Below are 16,287 nucleotides of genomic sequence, written 5' to 3'. Positions count from 1 at the left end.
ACAATCTTGTTGACAATTTTGTCACCGAAGAGCGGCTACCCCTGCGCCCGCCACGGCCCCCATGGCGTCCCGGGCTTCTCGTTGCGGGTCCACCACTGCGCCTCGTACGTCTGGCCGTCGTGCACGGCCACGGACCCGGCCTCGAAGATGCGCGACGGCGTCCACCCCGCCACGCCGTCCCGCTCGACGATCTGCTGCCACGGCCCGTAGGGGGCGCCCGGCTCCTGGCCCCGCGTCCACCAGGCCGCCCGCCACGTCGAGCCGTCGTACGCGATCTCGTCGTCCGCGGTGTAGACCGCGGACGCGTCCCAGGCGGGCGCGGCCGGCGCGCAGCCGTCGTCGCACACGCTGAACGAGGCCAGCACGGCCTTGTGGTCGGACGGCCAGACGGCGTCCGGGGTGAGGATCTCGTCGGCGCTGTCGTCGTCGACCCGCTCGTTGCGGACGATCGTCGACTGCGGCCCGACCACGGCGGCGGCGTCGATCGAGACCCGCTCGTCGGGCGTCACGAACACGTAGTCGATGCGGTCGCGCTCGTCGGCCTCGGGCGCCCAGGTGAGGTCCGTCGTCGGGAACAGCGGGTTGTCGGACGGCCACGTGACACCCGGGTTCGCGACCGGGTCGGGGTGGACCTCGCGGAACGCGTCGACGAGCCCGCCGTCGAGCAGCGTCTGCGTCGACTGCCACGGGATCACGAGGCCGTTGTGGTCCTGCAGGTCGGCGGTCGCCGCGGTCCAGTCCTGCACCGACGGCTCGTTGAAGTCGCCACCGACGACGGCGATGCGGCCCGCCGCGCGCTCGGCCTGAACGTCCTCGACCAGCGCGGCGGCCGTGGCCGGGCGGCCGGACTGCCGGTTGGCCTCCAGGATCGCGTCCACGTCGGTGACCGGGCCGCCGGGCAGCTTGTCCCACGTGTCCCAGCCGTCGGGCCAGTCGCCCTGGACGGCGCCGCCGTAGCCGCGCGGCAGGTACGTCGCGTACCAGCGGTACTCCAGGTGGCCGCCGTAGGCCACGACCTCGGTGCCGTTCACGTCGAGCACGGCCTTGGTCCACCAGCGGTCCACGGTGCTGGTCTCCAGGATCGGGTACCGCGAGACGATGCCGGTGTCGGTCGCGATCACGTGGTCGTAGCCGAGCAGCGCGGCGACCTGGCGCGGGGCGTCGCCCTGCTCCGGCAGGAACGTCACGTCGGCGTCGGTCTCCTGCAGGATGTCGGCGATCTCGCGCGCGCCGTCGTCGACCTGGGTGCCGCCGTGCCACACGTTGAACGTGAGCACGTTCAGCTCGCTCACGCCGTCCACCTCGGGCTTGGGCTCCGCGGGCGGCACGGTCTCGCCGCCCGTGACGGTGAGGTCGACCGGTCCGGCGAGCACGTCGTAGCCGTCGTCCTCCAGCAGGTAGACGTCGTACTCCCCCGCACCGATCGAGGCCGCGTTGTGCGTCCAGCCGGCGCGGTCCGCGGGGCCCCAGGCGACCGTGCCGGTCGCGTCGGGCACGTACCGCCAGTCCAGCGACGCCGGGCCGCCCGGCGTCGCGCCGTCGCGGTAGATGCCGATCCAGTTGCGGTCGTGCACGGCGTCGCCGGCGTCGAACGTGATCGAGACGGACTCGTCGACCGCGATGGCGGCCCGGTCGAGGGTGAGCCCCGGCTCGGCCGCGGCGGCCACGGGTGCGGCGGCCAGCGCGGCGAGCGTCGCGGCTGCCGTCGCGCCGGCGGCGACGGCAGCGAGCAACCGTCGAAGGGGTACGGGTGCGGATGACATCGGTTCTTCTCCCCGGGTCGGAAATCGGTGCGGCCGCGACGCTACGAGGCATGCGTGGCCGGGCCGTGGCCGCGAGGTGAACGCCGCCCGGGTTGATAGGTCGCATGATCACCTTGACCCCCGCACGGCGCACGCACGAGATTCGACCCCGAACGGCCCGGGCGGCATCCGCGCCGCCGCGCACCGGAGCGCGGCGACCGCCGGGCCTGAGCGGAGTCACCATGGCATCGGACCGAAAGCTCGTGCTCGACCGGCGCAGCCTGCTCGTGGGTTCGGCGGTGCTCGGCTCGGCGGCCGCCCTCGGCGTCACGGCGCCGCCCCGCGCGGCCGCGGCGATACCGGGCTTCCCCACCTTCAACCGGGTCGGCGCCGCGCTGGACAAGTCGGCGCTGGCCTACAACCCGACCGGCGAGCTCATCTTCCCGTCGATCCGCAACGTCGCCGGCCGGGTCCAGAACCCCCTGGGCAGCTGGTACATGTACTACGCGCCGCACGACGCGCCCGGCGGGATCTGCCTGGCCTACGCCGACTCCCTCGACGGCCCGTGGCCGGAGTACTCGGGCAACCCGGTCATCTCCCGCACCTGGTCACCGCACTACTCGGTGAGCCACGTCTCCAGCCCGCACGCCGTCTGGAACGCCGCCGACGGCCGCCTCTACCTGTACTTCCACGGGGAGAACACGACCACCCGCGTCGCCTCCTCGGCCGACGGGCGCAGCTTCACCTACGAGAGCACGGTGCTGACCACCGCGATGATGCCGTCGAACGTCACCGAGACGTCCTACGCGCGGGTGTTCCCGCACCCCACGAAGTCCGACACGCAGATCATGCTCTTCATGGGCATGCAGGCCGGGACCCGCAAGATCTTCGTCGGCTGGTCCAACCGGCTCGCCTCGGGCTGGCAGTTCAAGCCCGAACCGCTGATCTCCCCGGCTGCGGGCGAGGGCGGTCAGCTCTCCGGCGCGCACTACTGGTCGCGCAACGGGGGCGGGCACGTGGTCTACCACGGTGGTTCCGGCAGCATGCACGTGGCCGACGTCGGCACGAGCTTCGACCGGGAGAACCACCTCGGGGTGCTCTACACCGAGCCGGTGGCCACGCGGGCCGCCGCCCCCAGCTTCGCCGAGGAGGGCGGCCGGCTGTACATGTTCTACGAGGCCGGCCAGCGCGGGAACACCAACATCGCGGTGGCGCGCGCCTAGGACCGGCACCCGGACCGGCCGAGCCCCGGCGCTCAGCCGGCCCGGGCGGGTTCGGCGGCCGCCCACCGTTCCGCCCGCAGCAGCAGGAACATCGGCGGGAGCATGAGCAGCACCCACGCCAGCTCCATCCACCCGAAGAGCCACAGGGCGAGGTAGAAGACGATCACGCACCCGTACGCGAACCGGGTCAACCGGCCGCCGCACATCGCCAGCACCCCGACCACCGCCTCGAACGCCGCCAGCAGGCCGATGAACAGGACCTGGTCGGGCGCCACGACCTGGTGCCACGTGTCGGTCACCCAGCCGAAGAAGGCCGGGTCCGCGAAGTCGGCGTAGTCGACGCCGGTGACGAGGTTGACCAGGTGCACGACCGCGCCGCCCAGGAGGAACAGGACGCCGACGGCGCCGCGCCCCACGTACCGGGCCACCGCGCTCCGGTACGCCAGCAGGCCGGCGACGACGGTCGCGGCCCCGCAGACCAGCCAGAGGATGATCACGAGCGTCTCGTCCTGCACGGCCCTCACCTCCGTCGGGCCCACGCTGTGCCGAGCCCGTCCTGCACCCAGTCTCCGCCGGGCCGCCGCCGGTGGGCACGAGCCGAAGGTCCCGCCACCCGGCGGCGTTGGTCCCGGGCCGGGCGGGCTCAGGGCTCGACGACGACCGAGAGCATCGCGGTGACCTGCTCGGCGAGCAGGGCCGGCGGCGCGTCCCGCAGCGCGGGCGTGGTGAGGACCGTGCGCATCAGCCAGACGCCGGCCAGGAGCGCGAGGCCGAGCTCGGCCCGCTCGTCGGCGTCCGGCCCCTGGAGCGCACCCGCGAAGCGGGCGCCGACGTGGCGTTCGATGCCGGCACGGACGATCTCGGCGGCCCGCGGGTTGGCGGCCGAGCGGAGCATCAGCTCGAACGGGCCGAGGTGCTCGGCCCCGGGGCCGGTTCGCTCGACCAGTGCCTCGGCCGTGGCCCGGGCCAGGTCGGCGGGTCGCCCGGCGTCGGCCGGGACCATCGTCGCCGGCTCGAAGGCGGCCTCGACGACCTCCGTGAACAGCCCCTCCTTGGACCCGAAGTACCGGTTCACCAGCATCGCCGTGACCCCGGCGTCGGCGGCGATCTCCCGGACGCCCACGCCGTCGTACCCGCGGCGGGTGAACGCGACGAGGGCGGACGACAGGATCGCCTGGCGGGTGGCGGCGGCATTGCGGGAGCGTGCGGGGCTCGTGTCCATGCGCCAAGTCTACGTGTGTATACTCGAAGCGTAAGTCTACGAGCGTAGACATACGGGGAAAGGAACGAACTCATGGATCTGCACCTCGCAGAACGACGCGCACTGGTCACCGGCTCGACGTCGGGCCTGGGCGAGGCGACCGCCCGGATGCTCGCGGCGGAGGGTGCGGCCGTCGTCGTGCACGGTCGCGACGCCGGGCGGGCCCGGGCGATCGCGGACGACATCATCCGCGGCGGAGGCCGCGCGTCCGTGGCCGTCGGGGACCTGACCACCGACGAGGGAGCCGACGCGGTCGCCGAGGCCGCCCTCGCGGGCGGGCCGGTCGACGTGCTGGTCAACAACGCGGGCGCCTACGAGCACCTGAGCTGGGCGGACGCCTCGCCGGAGGACTGGGCGGTCACCTACGACCAGAACGTGATCTCCGGCGTCCGGATGATCCAGCGCCTCGTCCCCGCGATGCGGGAGCGGGGCTGGGGCCGCGTCATCACCATCGGCGGCGGGCTGGGCGGCCAGCCGATGAACAGCCACCCGCAGTACAACGCCACCCTCGCGGCCCGGCACAACCTCGCCGTCTCGCTCGCCCGCGAGCTCCGGGGCACCGGCGTCACCTCGAACGTGGTGGCGCCCGGGGCAATCCTCGTGCCGGCAGTCCGGGAGCTGCTGACCGGCATCGCCGCCGAGCGCGGGTGGGGCGAGACCTGGCCCGAGATCGAGGCCGCCTCGGTGCGCGAGCTCGTGCCGAACGACACCGACCGGTTCGGCCGCCCCGACGAGATCGCCGGCGCCGTCGCCTACCTGTGCGGCCCGCTGGCCGACTACATCAGCGGCGCGTCCCTGCGCGTCGACGGCGGCACGGTCCGCGGCGTGCAGTGAGACGCGCGGTGTGACCACGCGGGGCCCGTGGCCGGCGGCCGCGGGCCCCGCGTGCTCAGAGCGACATCAGCCGGCCCGGCACGACACGTCCCGCCTCGGGAAGGTGCCGTCCACGAGGAAGTTCGTGGTGGTCTCCAGGGCACAGGCGTTGTCGTGCAGCACGTAGGCGCCGTGCCCGCTGTTGTCGACGGTCACCAGGCGCGACCGGTCGCCGAACTGCTCCCGCATGAGCTCACCACCACGAAGCGGCGTGGCCGGGTCCCGCTCGTTCTGCACGATCAGGATGTTCCGCCTGCCCTCCTGCGAGATCTCCGCCTGCTCGGCAGGCTCGTACGGCCAGTAGGCGCACGGCGTGATGTTGGCCCCCGCGGCACCGAACATCGGGAACTCCGCGCGGTCCGCGGCCGTGGTGTCCTGGTAGTGCCGCACGTCCTCGGCCCACTCGGAGTCGTTGCAGCTCACCGAGAGGAACACCGTCAGGGCGTTGTCGAACTCCCAGGGCTCCTCGACGTCGGCCGCGACGGCCGGAACGCCCGGCAGCGCACCGGCCGGCACACCCGCTGCCAGCCGTTCCGCGACCGCAGCCTCGTCGCCGGTCAGGACCGACTCCCAGAGCTCGGCGATCTTGGGGTACCCCGCCGGGCTGTAGAGGAACCCGAAGGTGCCCATCCGGAAGATCGTGCCGTCCACCCCGGCCAGCGGCTCCTCGTGGAGCCGCTCCGCCAGCTCGAAGAAGGTGGCCCGCACCTGGGCCGGTGTGCGGCCGAACCCGTAGGTGCCGTGCCGCTTCGCGGCCCACCTCGCGAAGTCGGGGAACGTCTCCTCCATGCCGGGACCGAACAACCGGATGACGTCCTGGTTCAGGTGCGTGTCCCCGATGTTGCTGTCCAGCACCACGCGGTCCGCCCGCTCGGGGAACATCGCGTCGTACGTGGCACCCAGCCCGCTGCCGTAGGAGTAGCCCAGGTAGCTGGCCTTCTCCTCGCCCAGCGCGACGCGGATCTGGTCGAGGTCGCGCGCCGTGCTGGGCGTGTTCAGATGCTGCAGCAGCTCGGCGTCGGGCGACGCGGCACACTGCTCGGCGATGTCCTGGACGATCTTCGCCTGCGCGTCCACGGCGGCGTCGTCCACCGCGTACGGCGGGAGGTTGCCGAAGTGGGGGGTCTCCGCGGTGAACCCGCAGCGCGCGGCCGTCGAGTGCCCGATGCCGCGGGTGTCCATCGCGATGATGTCGTAGGCGTCCCGCACGCTCTTGGGCAGACCCTTGGCCGCCAGCACGGTGGACAGCGTGAGCCCGGACCCGGACGGGCCGCCCGGGTTCAGCAGCAGGATCCCGCGACGCTTCTCCGGGTTGGTGCTGGCCATCCGGGAGATCATCAGGTCGATCTGCCGGCCGTCGGGCGCGGCGTAGTCCAGGGGCACCTGGACGGTCGCGCACTCCAGCACGTAAGGGAGGGCCGCCACGGCGACGTCGGCGGGGCACTCGCCCCACTCCGCCGGCGCCGGGGTGGGCGCCTGCGCCGTCGTGGCCGGCCGGTCCTCGGCCATGGCGGGCAGGCCCGCGGCGGCGCTCACCGAGGCGGTCAGGCCCACCGTCAGCAGTACGGCGATCCCGCGCGACGGTCGGCGCCGCCTCGGGCGCCGGGACCCGGACTCGTCCGGTACAGGTGTGGCGGGCTCGTCCTCGGTTCGGGACGGCTTCGCGTGGTCTGGCATCGTGACCCTTCCTCCTGCGGAGCGGCTTCACCTCCGGGAGCAGCCGTCAGTGCAGGTCGACCAGCCCCCGAGGTCGGTCCGACCAGTCTCGGCGCGGGCCCGGTACGCGCCACAGTGACGGGACGTCACCGGCTCCTGGGAAGTTGTCACCCGCGACCCGTGACTTGTGTCACGGGGGCCGAGCGCGCCCTAGCATGTGGCCACTGATCGTCGCCGCCGACAAGGAGCCCTCCATGGACGTCCCGTTCTTCTGGGTCGACGTGTTCGCGGCCACGCCGCTGACCGGCAACCCGCTCGCCCTCGTCCCCGACGCGGACGCCCTGCCGGAGCGCACGATGGGCGCGATCGCGCGGGAGCTCAACCAGTCGGAGACGACCTTCCTGGTGCGGCCCGACCGCCCCGGCGCGGACCAGCGCCTGCGCTCGTTCACGCCCGGCGGCGTCGAGGTCTTCGGCGCGGGGCACAACGCGATGGGCGCCTGGATCTGGCTCGCCCTGTCCGGCCGGCTGGACCCGGACCGGGACACGTTCGTGCAGCAGATCGGCGACGACCTGCTGAACGTGCGGGTGTCCGGGCGGCCGCAGTCGGGCGTCGAGGTCTCGATGGAGCAGTCAGCCCCGCAGTTCCTGGGCAGCGTCGAGGACCACACCGCGCTGGCCGCCGTCCTGGGGCTGGGCACCGAGGACCTCGACGCCGACCGGGTCGCCGAGGTGGTCTCCACCGGCGCGGAGCACCTGCTCGTGCCCCTGCGGAACGCGGCCGCGGTCGACGCAGCCCAGCCGGACACGGCCGGGCTGCGCGCCCTGCTGGCCGACGCCGGCGCCGAGGGCTGCTACCTGTACACCGTGGCCGACGGCACGGCCGGAGTCAGCGCCTACGCCCGGTTCTTCAACCCGACCGTGGGCATCGCCGAGGACCCGGCGACGGGCACCGCCGCCGGTCCGCTCGCCGCCGTCCTGGTGCGCGACGGGCTCGCGGCCGACCCCGCGCGGATCGTCGTCGAGCAGGGCCGCAAGCTCGGTCGCCCCAGCCTGATCACCCTTGGCGTCGACGGGCCGCTCGTCACGATCAGCGGTTCCGGGATCGTCGTGGCCGAGGGAAAGCTGCACCTGTGAGCCGGGCGGCGGCCCTGCCCGACCGGCTGGAGATCGCGGGGACCGCGTTCGCGCGCGTCGAGTCGCCCGGGACGATCGCCTGCTGGACGGCGACCGCAGGGCCCGACGCCGCCGGTGACCCTCCGCCCGTGAGCGTCGTGACGGAGCCGGCCGCCGCGCCGGACCGGCGGGCGTCAGGCCTGGCCGCGGTCGTCCTGGCCCGGTTCGACGAGTTCGCCGAGCTCGGCGCCGACTACCTGCGGCGACGGCTCCGGGAACCGGCCTTCGGCCTGAGCGGCACCGAGCTCGCGGTGCTGGACGCCGCCGCGCCGCCGTTCGCCGAGCCGGCGGCCGTGGTCTGGGCCGACGGGACCTGGCTGCTGCGGTTCGCCGAGTCCGGCCTCGCCATGGCGGACCCGTACGGGATCGGCGTGCTGTTCGAGGGTACGGTCCCGTCCGGGGTCGAGGACCTGTCGGACGCCGACCTGCTGTAGGCCGGCGGCCGGCCTGCCGACGCCGGTCAGGGCACCTCGACGACGAGCTTGCCCAGGTTGTCCCCCGCCGCCAGCCGCGCGAACGCGGCGGGCGCCTCCTCCAGCGGGCAGACCGCGTCGATCGCGGGCACGACGGCGCCGTCGGCCACCAGCGCGGTGACCTCCTCCAGGTCGGCGCGCGACTGGGGCACCATCAGCACGCCCACCCGCTTGCCGGTGGTACCGCGGAGCACGGGGGCGGCGGCGAACGTCGCCAGCAGCACGCGGGTGCTGCCGCCGACCATGAGATAGGAGCCGCCGGTCCGCAGCGCCCCGTGCACCCGGTACGGCGAGCGGGAGGCGACCAGGTCCACCACGCGGTCGTACCGGTCGCGCTGGTCGGCCCAGTCGCAGCGCTCGTACGCGATGGTGTCGTCGGCGCCGAGCCGGAGCAGGTGGCCGGCCTTGTCCCCGCGGTCCACGGCCGTCACCCGGGCGCCGAGATGCTTGGCGAGGCCGATCACGAGCGCGCCGCCCGCGCCGCCCGCGCCGTTGACCAGGAGCCGGTCGCCCGGGTGCAGGCCCCGCGTGGCCCGCAGCGCGATGCACCCGGCCTGCGGGATCACCGCGGCGTCCGCGAAGGACAGGGCGGCCGGCTTGCGGGCGAGCAGCCGGGGTGACGTCGCGACGTACTCCGCGAGCCCGCCCCGGTAGCCCGCGAGCTCCCCGAACACGTCCTCGCCCGGGGCGTACCCGGTGACGGAGCGGCCCACCGCGACGACGGTCCCGGCCACGTCCGAACCGGGCACCGGGTTGCGCGGCCGGCGCAGTCCGCCCACCCGGGCGTACGCGGGCCGGCCGACGAGGTTCTCGCGGTCCGACCCGTTCAGCGAGACGGCCCGGACCCGGACCAGTACCTCGTCGTCCGCCGGGACGGGGTCGGGGAGGTCGCCGACCTCCACCACGTCGGCGCTGCCGTACCGGTCCTGGATGACGGCCCGCACGATGCCCTCCTGTCACGTGGTCGAGGGCCACCAAGGTAGCGGCGCGGGACGTCGGGCGCAGGGGATCCGGGGCGGGTTCACCCGGGTGGTTCTCCGGGCCCGCCGGTCCGCTACATTCTGGCCATGCCTCCCCAGCCGCGCCCCCTCCCGGCCGCCGAACCGACCTCGACCGGACACTTCGCGGAGGTGTCACCAGGCCTCGCGGGACGGCTGGTCGACGCCCTGCACGCCCTGGCGCTCGGCGCCGCGACCGGCCTGCTGCTCGCCACGCTCGCCCACGTCGTCGTCGGTCTGCTGGTGGAGTCCGGCGCCGCGGCGGCGCCCGCTCCCCTCGACGAGGCCCTCACGCGCGGCTTCGCCCGCGACCTGGTGGTGCTGCTGGTCGCCGTCGTCGTCGTGCTCGCGCTGTCGACGGCGCGGACCTTCGCGCACGCGCGCGCCGTCCGCGACCGGTCGGAGACCGGGGTCGACGGACGGGCGCTGCCCGTCCCCGAGTACCAGGGTCAGGTGGCCTCGGGCGAGACGGCGAACGGACGGCCGTTCGTCCGCTGGCTGTTCCTGGCCGTCCCGACGCTCGTGGTCGGCGCCTTCCTCGGCGTCTTCTGCCTCGTGGAGTGGATCGGCGACCCGGACGTCGACGGGCTGGGCGGCGCGGCCCTGCTCGCCGCCGGGCTCACCGCCGGGAGCGTGGCCGCCATGCTGCTGGTGCGGTGGTGGCGCAACCGGCTCGCCGACGTCCACCTCGCGACGCGGCACGCCCCCGTGGCGTTCGGCCCCGACCCGGGTGTCGAGCCCGTCGTGCTGCCCGCCGCCTACCGCTGGGCGGAGCGCTTCGCCTCGGTCACGGGTGTCGTGACCGTCGTGGTGCTGCAGCTCGTCTGGCTGGCCGTGGCCGCCTGGGGCGCGCTGTCGGGCCGGGGCGTCGCGATCGGCGGACGGTTCGTCCTGCTCCCCGGCGGGTCCGAGCAGGCCGCCGCCGCCGACGCGCTGGTCGGGTCCCCGGTCTCGGTCGCCGTCACCGTGCTCGTGGCCCTGGCGCTGGTCCTCACCGCGCTGCGCCTGGTCGCGTCCGACCTGCGCTACGCGCTCGCCCGGCGCGCGCTCGTGACCCGCCTCGACGCGCCGCTGCCGGACGGGCAGCGGCCGCAACCCGAGCTGACGGGTCTGGTGCTGACGTTCGACACCCCGGGCCGGCGCTCGACGACGACCGTGGCCGCCGTCGGCAGCCTCGCCGTGGCACTGACCACGACCCTCCAGCCGTTCTGGGACCTGGGGCCCACGCCCCGCACCGCGCTGACCGCGGTCCTCGCGGTCGCGGTCGCCGCGGCCGCAGCGGCCGTCGTGGCCGACGTCGCCACGGCCGGGCGCGGCCGTCGGCTGCGCAACCGGATGCTCGCCGCCTGGCCGGCGGCGACGCGTCCGCCGGGGCCGGTCAGGGCCTAGGACCCCGTCGTCCTGCCCGGCATGCCGTCAGCGAAAATCCGTGGCCCGCGACGACGGCCAGGGTGTTTCCTGACGCCACCGGTCGCCGCCGCGTCCGCCCCGTCCCGACCGTGAGGTTTCCCGCATGATCGTCGTCTCCGCAGCCTCCGGCGCCCTCGGCCGGCTCGTCGTCGCCGCGCTCCTGGCCCGCGTACCCGCGGACCAGGTCGTGGCCGCCGTCCGGGACCCGACTCGCGCGGCCGACCTGGCCGCATGCGGCGTCGCGGTGCGGCGCGGCGACTACGACGACCCCGGGAGCCTGCGCGCCGCGTTCGCCGGGGCCGACCGGCTGCTGCTGATCTCCTCCCCCGAGCTGGACACCGGCCGGCGGACGACGCAGCACCTGGCTGCGATCGAGGCAGCGGTCGCGGCGGGGGTCGGCGCGATCGCCTACACCAGCTTCCTGGGTGCCGACCGCGGCGGCGACGGCATGAACGCCGCCCACCACGCCACCGAGCGCGCGCTCCGGGACAGCGGCGCCGCGCACACGATCCTGCGCCACCCCTTCTACACCGACGCCTTCGTCGCGGCCGGGATCGGCGCGGCCACGAGCTCCGGCTGCCTCGTGAGCGCGACGGGCGGGCGCGACCTCAACACCGCCACGCGGGCCGACCTCGCCGAGGCGGCCGCCGCCGTCCTGACCGGCGAGGGGCACGCGGGCCGGGCCTACGACCTGACCGGCCCCCTGTGGACGTACCCGCAGCTCGCCGCGGCGATGGGCGACGCCACCGGCAGCCCGGTCGTCCACGAGGAGGCGGACGCCGTCCCCGGCCCGATGGGCTTCCTCATGGCGCTCGCCCGCTCCGGGGCCCTGGAACGTCAGACCGACGACCTGCACGACCTGCTCGGCCGGCCGCCGACGAGCCTGCGGCGGGCCGTCGACGACGCGGTCGGCCCCCGTCCGGCCGGCGCACTTTCGGCGGGCCCCGAACCGGATTGAGGGACGGGCCGAGCGGTGCGACAGTGGCAGGAAGGAGGGAGCGTATGACCGACACGCTCGCTGTCGAGGCGCGAGGCCTCGTCAAGCACTTCACCAGCCGCAAGTCCGTCACCAAGGCCGTCGACGGGATCGACCTCTCGATCGCCGAGGGCAGCGTCTTCGGCCTGCTCGGCCCGAACGGCGCGGGCAAGACCACCGTGGTCCGGATGCTCGCCACCCTGCTGCGGCCCGACGCCGGCACCGCGACCGTGCTGGGCCACGACGTGGTGCGCGACGCCGACGCCGTCCGCTCCGCCGTCGGCCTGACCGGGCAGTACGCGTCCGTGGACGAGGACCTGACCGGCACCGAGAACCTGCTCATGCTCGCCCGGCTCTACGGCTTCGCGCCGGCCGCCGCCCGGCGGCGCGTGGCGGGCCTGCTGGAGGCGTTCGACCTGGCCGACGCCGGGTCCCGGCAGGTCAAGACCTACTCCGGCGGCATGCACCGGCGCATCGACCTCGCCGCGTCGCTCGTGCTCGCCCCGCGCGTGCTGTTCCTGGACGAGCCGACGACCGGCCTGGACCCGCGCAGCCGCAACCAGGTGTGGGACATCGTGCGGGTGCTCGTGGACGACGGCGCCACCGTGCTGCTCACCACCCAGTACCTCGACGAGGCGGACCAGCTCGCGGACCGTATCGCCGTCGTCGACCACGGGCTCACCGTCGCCGAGGGCACCGCGAGCGACCTCAAGCGGTCGGTCGGCGAGGGCGCCGTCCACCTGCGCGTCGCCGAGGTGTCCGAGCGCGCCCGGGCCGCCGAGATCACGGAGCGCGTCCTGCGCACCGAGGCAACCTTCGGCTCCGACCCGCACACCATCGCCGCGCGCGTGCCCGACGACGGCGCCGACGCCGTCCCCCGCCTGCTGCCGGCGCTGGCCGAGGCCGGGATCAGCGTGCCCGAGTTCACGCTGGGCCAGCCGAGCCTGGACGAGGTGTTCCTCGCCCTGACCGGCCAGCCCCTGCCCGACGAGGAGGGCCCGAGCCCGGACCGGGACAGCGGCACCCGGGAGACCAGCGAGGTGCCCCGATGACCACCACGACCACCCTGCGCGAGGCCGTCGCCCTCACCGACCGCCCGTCCCGCCCGTCCGCCGTGGGGACCACGCTGACGTTCGGCTGGCGCGCGCTGCTCAAGATCAAGCACGTGCCCGAGCAGCTCTTCGACGTGCTGGTCTCCCCCATCATCTTCACGCTGATGTTCACGTACCTGTTCGGCGGCGCGCTCGCCGGCTCCACGCAGGCGTACGTCCAGTTCCTGCTGCCCGGCATCCTGGTGCAGACCATCCTGTTCGTGACGATCTACACCGGCTACACGCTCAACAACGACATCTCCAAGGGGGTGTTCGACCGGTTCCGGTCACTGCCCATCTGGCGGCCGTCGCCCGTCGTCGGCGCCCTGCTGGGCGATACCGTGCGCTACACGATCGCCTCGGTCATCACCATCGCGCTGGGCCTGGTGCTCGGCTTCCGGCCCGACGGCGGTTTCCTGGGCGTGGTGCTGGGCGTCCTGCTCCTCCTGGTGTTCGCCTTCGCGCTGAGCTGGACCTTCATCATCCTCGGGCTGCTGGTGCGCTCGCCCAACGCCGTGATGGGCATCTCGATGCTGGTGCTCATGCCGCTCACGTTCGCCTCCAACGTCTTCGTGGACCCCGCGACCATGCCGTCCGGCCTGCGCGCGTTCGTGGAGGTCAACCCCGTGAGCCACCTGGTCACCGCCGTGCGCGGCCTCATGGCGGGCAGTGCCGACACCTCCGAGATCCTCTGGGTGCTGATCGCGTCCGCCGCGCTCACGGCCGTGCTGGGCCCGGTCGCGATGCACATCTACCGCACCAAGTCCTGACCTTCCGGGACTCGTTGACGTGCGCCGACACCGGTAACTAGCCTCCGGGGTGGCCGGTGGTGTGCTCCACGGCGACTGCCGGCTCCTTGGCCCCGAACAAAGGAGTTCCGCCATGAGCACCCCGATCTCCCGCCGCACCGTGCTGGTCTCCGGCGCCGCCGTCGGCGCCTCGGCCCTGCTGGGCGTACCCACCGCCGCCGCGAGCGCCCCGGTCTCCACGGGGCGCGGGCGCGCCGACGCGCTGGTGACGCCCGTCGCCGAGGTCCTCGACGGCGGTGAGCAGGTGACCTCGCTCGTCGTGTCCGCCCACCGGCTGAGCCGGGTGGAGCGGTCGTCGCTGACCGGGTCGACGTTCGCGGTGCACGTCACCGCCACCAACCCGCTGACCGGGCTGGTCGCCTACGAGCAGGACCGGGTGGTCACCGCCGCGAGCTGGACGCGCCGCGGCGAGATCCTCCTGGAGCTGGAGCACGGGTGGGGGGTCGACGGCGGCAGCACGCTGCAGTACCTGGGTGCGTTCGGCCGCAACGTGGTGCTGGACCTCGATCACGCCGTGACGCAGGTCGAGCCGCTGCGTGCCCGGGGCGGGGGCGGCGCGGTCGTGCTGGACTCGTTCCGCCAGGGCGGTGTGTCCGACCCGGAGGTCGACGCGTTCAGCTACCACGCGACCACGTCGGGCCTGAACTACCGGCTGTTCTCCCCGTCGCGCCGGCGCGGCCGGGACCGCGCGGCGCTGGTCGTGTGGCTGCACGGCGGCGGCGAGGGCGGCCTGATCAACGACCAGTACGACTACTACGACAACGAGACGCAGCTGCGGGCCAACCGCGGCGCGCTCGGTTTCGCCACGCCGGAGGCCCAGGAGATCTTCGGCGGCGCCTACGTGCTCGCGCCGCAGGCGACGTCGGCCTGGATGCAGGACGGCGACGGCTTCGCGCCGCTCGTCCGGGAGGCGATCGAGGAGGTCGCCGCGGCGCACCGGATCGACCCGGGCCGGGTCCACGTGGTGGGCTGCTCGAACGGCGGGTACATGTCGCTGAAGATGGTCGCCGAGTACGGGGACGTGTTCGCCACCTCGTCGCCGATCTGCTGCGGCATCGGGCCCCGGGACGGGTCGGGCACCTACTTCATCTCCGACGCCGAGCTCGCCGCGACGACCACGCCGACGTGGCTCGTGGCCTCGGCCGACGACACCACGCTGAACGCCCAGGCGAACACCGTCTACGCCCACGAGCGGATCGACGGCTCGATCATGAGCCTGTACGAGAACGTCACGTGGGACGGGAACACCTACCCCGGGCACTGGTCGTGGATCTACGTGGCCCGGAACGACCCGCGCCACGAGGGCACGAGCATCTGGGAGTGGATGGCGTCCACACGGCGCTGAGCCGGGCGCGCCGCGGGGTCAGCGGGCGGCGTCATCGGCGTCGGCGTCGGCGGGCACGGTGACGACCACCGTGAACGTCTCGTCCCCGCGGCGCACGTCGAGCCGGCCGCCCGCCTCCGCCGCCCGGCGCGCGATCCCGTCGAGCCCCGCGCCGGCCCGGTCCTCCGCGACGGCGACGGCGCCGACGTCGTTCGAGATCTCGTAGCGCCACACCCCGTCCGCCCGCGTCAGGCTGAGGCGGGCCCGCCGCCCGCCGCCGTGGCGCAGCACGTTCGTCGTCGTTTCCCGGATCACCGGCCCCAGGGCGGCGGCCGGGGCCGAGGCCGCGTCCGGGTCCACCGTCGCCTCGGCGTCCGTGCCCGCGGCCCGCAGCAGGTCCACGGCGTTGGCGAGCTCGTCCGGCAGCGGGACGGAACGGAAGCGGGTGGCCAGGTCGCGCGTGCCCTGCCGGGCGGCGTCCACGCTGACGCGCGCGGCGCGCAGCTGCTCCATGCCCGCCTCGGGGTCGTGCGGCATGAGCCGCTCGGAGAGCTCGAGCTGGAGCGCGATCACCTGGAGGTGATGCCCCTGCAGGTCGTGGACGTCGGTGGCGACCCGCAGCCGTTCCTGCGTCGCGGCGAGGCGCGCCTCCGAGGCGCGGGCGCGGTCGAGCGTGATGAGCACGTCCCACCACCACAGCGACGAGACGGTGACGGCCGGCAGCGTCGCGGCCAGGAAGACGAGCTGGGCCCAGCCCTCACCACCCGTCTCCTCCAGGACGAGGGCGGAGTCGATCAGGGACAGCGCCACGAGCAGGGCGGTCGCGGCCAGCACCACGCGGAACCGCATGCCCGGTGGCCAGTTCAGGAACATCGCCGACTGGATCACGGGCAGGGCGCCCAGCACCCACAGATCGGTGACGAGGCCGACGGCGAGGCCGTAGGCCAGACCGAGCAGCAACGCCGGGAGGTGCCGCCGCCAGACCAGCAGGGGCGCGGCCTCGGTCCGGCGGCGGTAGTCGGCCAGGGGTACGAGCGTGGCCAGCCACCACAGGAGCCCGCCGGCCCCGACGGCCACGACCTCGGGCGTGCCGACGCCGCCCCGGACGAGGGTGTCCACCGAGACGACGACGAGGATCAGCTCGAAGAGCACGATCGCGAGCGCCATGTACCACCACGTCGCGGAGACGCTCCGGGTGAGCCGCACCTCGGCGGCGGCGGACGCTGCCGTCGCGGCGCCCGCCGACGCGGCCGCGTACCCGGGCTGGATGCTCATC

General features: G+C 74.3%; 15 protein-coding genes. 9 read left to right on the top strand and 6 right to left on the bottom strand.

The genetic code is table 11. The annotated features are described in order from the left end of the window. Positions 1 to 35 precede the first annotated feature (35 nt). Positions 36 to 1,763 (bottom strand): endonuclease/exonuclease/phosphatase family protein, encoded by a 1,728-nt coding sequence (locus tag ACZ7LE_RS27130; protein ID WP_470406319.1) that lies wholly within the window; start codon positions 1,761 to 1,763, stop codon positions 36 to 38. 221 nt (positions 1,764 to 1,984) lie between these two features. On the opposite strand from ACZ7LE_RS27130, the gene ACZ7LE_RS27125 reads away from it, so the two are divergent. Continuing rightward, complete coding sequence (locus ACZ7LE_RS27125; RefSeq protein WP_470406318.1) at positions 1,985 to 2,965, top strand: hypothetical protein; 981 nt, start codon at positions 1,985 to 1,987, stop codon at positions 2,963 to 2,965. Between the two features lie 32 nt (positions 2,966 to 2,997). On the opposite strand, the gene ACZ7LE_RS27120 is transcribed toward ACZ7LE_RS27125, so the two are convergent. Beyond that, complete coding sequence (locus ACZ7LE_RS27120; RefSeq protein WP_470406317.1) at positions 2,998 to 3,480, bottom strand: hypothetical protein; 483 nt, start codon at positions 3,478 to 3,480, stop codon at positions 2,998 to 3,000. A 128-nt stretch (positions 3,481 to 3,608) separates the two neighbouring features. Then, complete coding sequence (locus ACZ7LE_RS27115; RefSeq protein ID WP_470406316.1) at positions 3,609 to 4,187, bottom strand: TetR/AcrR family transcriptional regulator; 579 nt, start codon at positions 4,185 to 4,187, stop codon at positions 3,609 to 3,611. Between the two features lie 72 nt (positions 4,188 to 4,259). On the opposite strand from ACZ7LE_RS27115, the gene ACZ7LE_RS27110 reads away from it, so the two are divergent. Beyond that, positions 4,260 to 5,060, top strand: a complete 801-nt coding sequence (locus ACZ7LE_RS27110; RefSeq protein WP_470406315.1) for an SDR family NAD(P)-dependent oxidoreductase — start codon at positions 4,260 to 4,262, stop codon at positions 5,058 to 5,060. Between the two features lie 66 nt (positions 5,061 to 5,126). On the opposite strand, the gene ACZ7LE_RS27105 is transcribed toward ACZ7LE_RS27110, so the two are convergent. Beyond that, positions 5,127 to 6,776, bottom strand: coding sequence for an alpha/beta hydrolase (locus tag ACZ7LE_RS27105; protein WP_470406314.1), 1,650 nt, complete (start codon positions 6,774 to 6,776; stop codon positions 5,127 to 5,129). A gap of 233 nt (positions 6,777 to 7,009) precedes the next feature. On the opposite strand from ACZ7LE_RS27105, the gene ACZ7LE_RS27100 reads away from it, so the two are divergent. After that, positions 7,010 to 7,891 carry a PhzF family phenazine biosynthesis protein gene (locus ACZ7LE_RS27100; RefSeq protein WP_470406313.1) on the top strand — a complete coding sequence of 294 codons (882 nt, stop codon included), beginning with the start codon at positions 7,010 to 7,012 and terminating at the stop codon, positions 7,889 to 7,891. Continuing rightward, complete coding sequence (locus ACZ7LE_RS27095) at positions 7,888 to 8,364, top strand: hypothetical protein (protein WP_470406312.1); 477 nt, start codon at positions 7,888 to 7,890, stop codon at positions 8,362 to 8,364. The genes ACZ7LE_RS27100 and ACZ7LE_RS27095 overlap by 4 nt, the downstream gene beginning before the upstream one ends. A gap of 26 nt (positions 8,365 to 8,390) precedes the next feature. Here the strand turns inward: ACZ7LE_RS27095 and ACZ7LE_RS27090 are convergent, their stop codons facing one another. After that, positions 8,391 to 9,347 (bottom strand): NAD(P)-dependent alcohol dehydrogenase, encoded by a 957-nt coding sequence (locus ACZ7LE_RS27090; RefSeq protein ID WP_470406311.1) that lies wholly within the window; start codon positions 9,345 to 9,347, stop codon positions 8,391 to 8,393. 123 nt (positions 9,348 to 9,470) lie between these two features. Between ACZ7LE_RS27090 and ACZ7LE_RS27085 the strand changes: the two genes are divergently transcribed. The 5 genes from ACZ7LE_RS27085 to ACZ7LE_RS27065 all read left to right on the top strand — a co-directional run bounded on the left by ACZ7LE_RS27085 (position 9,471) and on the right by ACZ7LE_RS27065 (position 15,032). Next, the gene (locus ACZ7LE_RS27085; protein WP_470406310.1) at positions 9,471 to 10,790 is read left to right on the top strand and encodes a hypothetical protein; all 1,320 of its coding nucleotides are present in this window, start codon (positions 9,471 to 9,473) and stop codon (positions 10,788 to 10,790) included. Positions 10,791 to 10,914: 124 nt separating this feature from the next. After that, positions 10,915 to 11,769: an NAD(P)H-binding protein gene (locus ACZ7LE_RS27080; RefSeq protein ID WP_470406309.1), complete on the top strand. Its 855-nt coding sequence runs from the start codon at positions 10,915 to 10,917 to the stop codon at positions 11,767 to 11,769. A gap of 44 nt (positions 11,770 to 11,813) precedes the next feature. After that, on the top strand, positions 11,814 to 12,839 hold the full coding sequence (locus ACZ7LE_RS27075; RefSeq protein WP_470406308.1) for an ATP-binding cassette domain-containing protein: 1,026 nt from the start codon (positions 11,814 to 11,816) through the stop codon (positions 12,837 to 12,839). Beyond that, on the top strand, positions 12,836 to 13,648 hold the full coding sequence (locus tag ACZ7LE_RS27070; protein WP_470406307.1) for an ABC transporter permease: 813 nt from the start codon (positions 12,836 to 12,838) through the stop codon (positions 13,646 to 13,648). Before ACZ7LE_RS27075 ends, ACZ7LE_RS27070 begins: the two co-directional genes overlap by 4 nt. Positions 13,649 to 13,760: 112 nt before the next feature. After that, a complete protein-coding gene (locus tag ACZ7LE_RS27065; RefSeq protein WP_470406306.1) occupies positions 13,761 to 15,032 on the top strand; it encodes a prolyl oligopeptidase family serine peptidase in 1,272 nt (423 codons plus the stop codon). A gap of 18 nt (positions 15,033 to 15,050) precedes the next feature. Here ACZ7LE_RS27065 and ACZ7LE_RS27060 read toward each other — a convergent pair whose 3' ends face one another. Beyond that, the gene (locus ACZ7LE_RS27060; protein WP_470406305.1) at positions 15,051 to 16,286 is read right to left on the bottom strand and encodes a sensor histidine kinase; all 1,236 of its coding nucleotides are present in this window, start codon (positions 16,284 to 16,286) and stop codon (positions 15,051 to 15,053) included. Position 16,287: the final 1 nt, after the last annotated feature.

It is taken from the genome of Promicromonospora sp. NPDC110617 (genome assembly GCF_055598465.1).
This window is presented reverse-complemented; position numbering and strand designations above follow the sequence as displayed.

Excerpts from the sequence above, each read along its gene's own strand:
- ACZ7LE_RS27125 (WP_470406318.1), top strand. The coding sequence starts at position 1,985 with ATGGCATCGGACCGAAAGCTCGTGCTCGACCGGCGCAGCCTGCTCGTG.
- ACZ7LE_RS27085 (WP_470406310.1), top strand. The coding sequence starts at position 9,471 with ATGCCTCCCCAGCCGCGCCCCCTCCCGGCCGCCGAACCGACCTCGACC.
- ACZ7LE_RS27075 (WP_470406308.1), top strand. The coding sequence starts at position 11,814 with ATGACCGACACGCTCGCTGTCGAGGCGCGAGGCCTCGTCAAGCACTTC.
- ACZ7LE_RS27080 (WP_470406309.1), top strand. The coding sequence starts at position 10,915 with ATGATCGTCGTCTCCGCAGCCTCCGGCGCCCTCGGCCGGCTCGTCGTC.
- ACZ7LE_RS27130 (WP_470406319.1), bottom strand. The coding sequence starts at position 1,763 with ATGTCATCCGCACCCGTACCCCTTCGACGGTTGCTCGCTGCCGTCGCC.
- ACZ7LE_RS27110 (WP_470406315.1), top strand. The coding sequence starts at position 4,260 with ATGGATCTGCACCTCGCAGAACGACGCGCACTGGTCACCGGCTCGACG.
- ACZ7LE_RS27060 (WP_470406305.1), bottom strand. The coding sequence starts at position 16,286 with ATGAGCATCCAGCCCGGGTACGCGGCCGCGTCGGCGGGCGCCGCGACG.
- ACZ7LE_RS27070 (WP_470406307.1), top strand. The coding sequence starts at position 12,836 with ATGACCACCACGACCACCCTGCGCGAGGCCGTCGCCCTCACCGACCGC.
- ACZ7LE_RS27115 (WP_470406316.1), bottom strand. The coding sequence starts at position 4,187 with ATGGACACGAGCCCCGCACGCTCCCGCAATGCCGCCGCCACCCGCCAG.
- ACZ7LE_RS27100 (WP_470406313.1), top strand. The coding sequence starts at position 7,010 with ATGGACGTCCCGTTCTTCTGGGTCGACGTGTTCGCGGCCACGCCGCTG.
- ACZ7LE_RS27105 (WP_470406314.1), bottom strand. The coding sequence starts at position 6,776 with ATGCCAGACCACGCGAAGCCGTCCCGAACCGAGGACGAGCCCGCCACA.
- ACZ7LE_RS27065 (WP_470406306.1), top strand. The coding sequence starts at position 13,761 with ATGAGCACCCCGATCTCCCGCCGCACCGTGCTGGTCTCCGGCGCCGCC.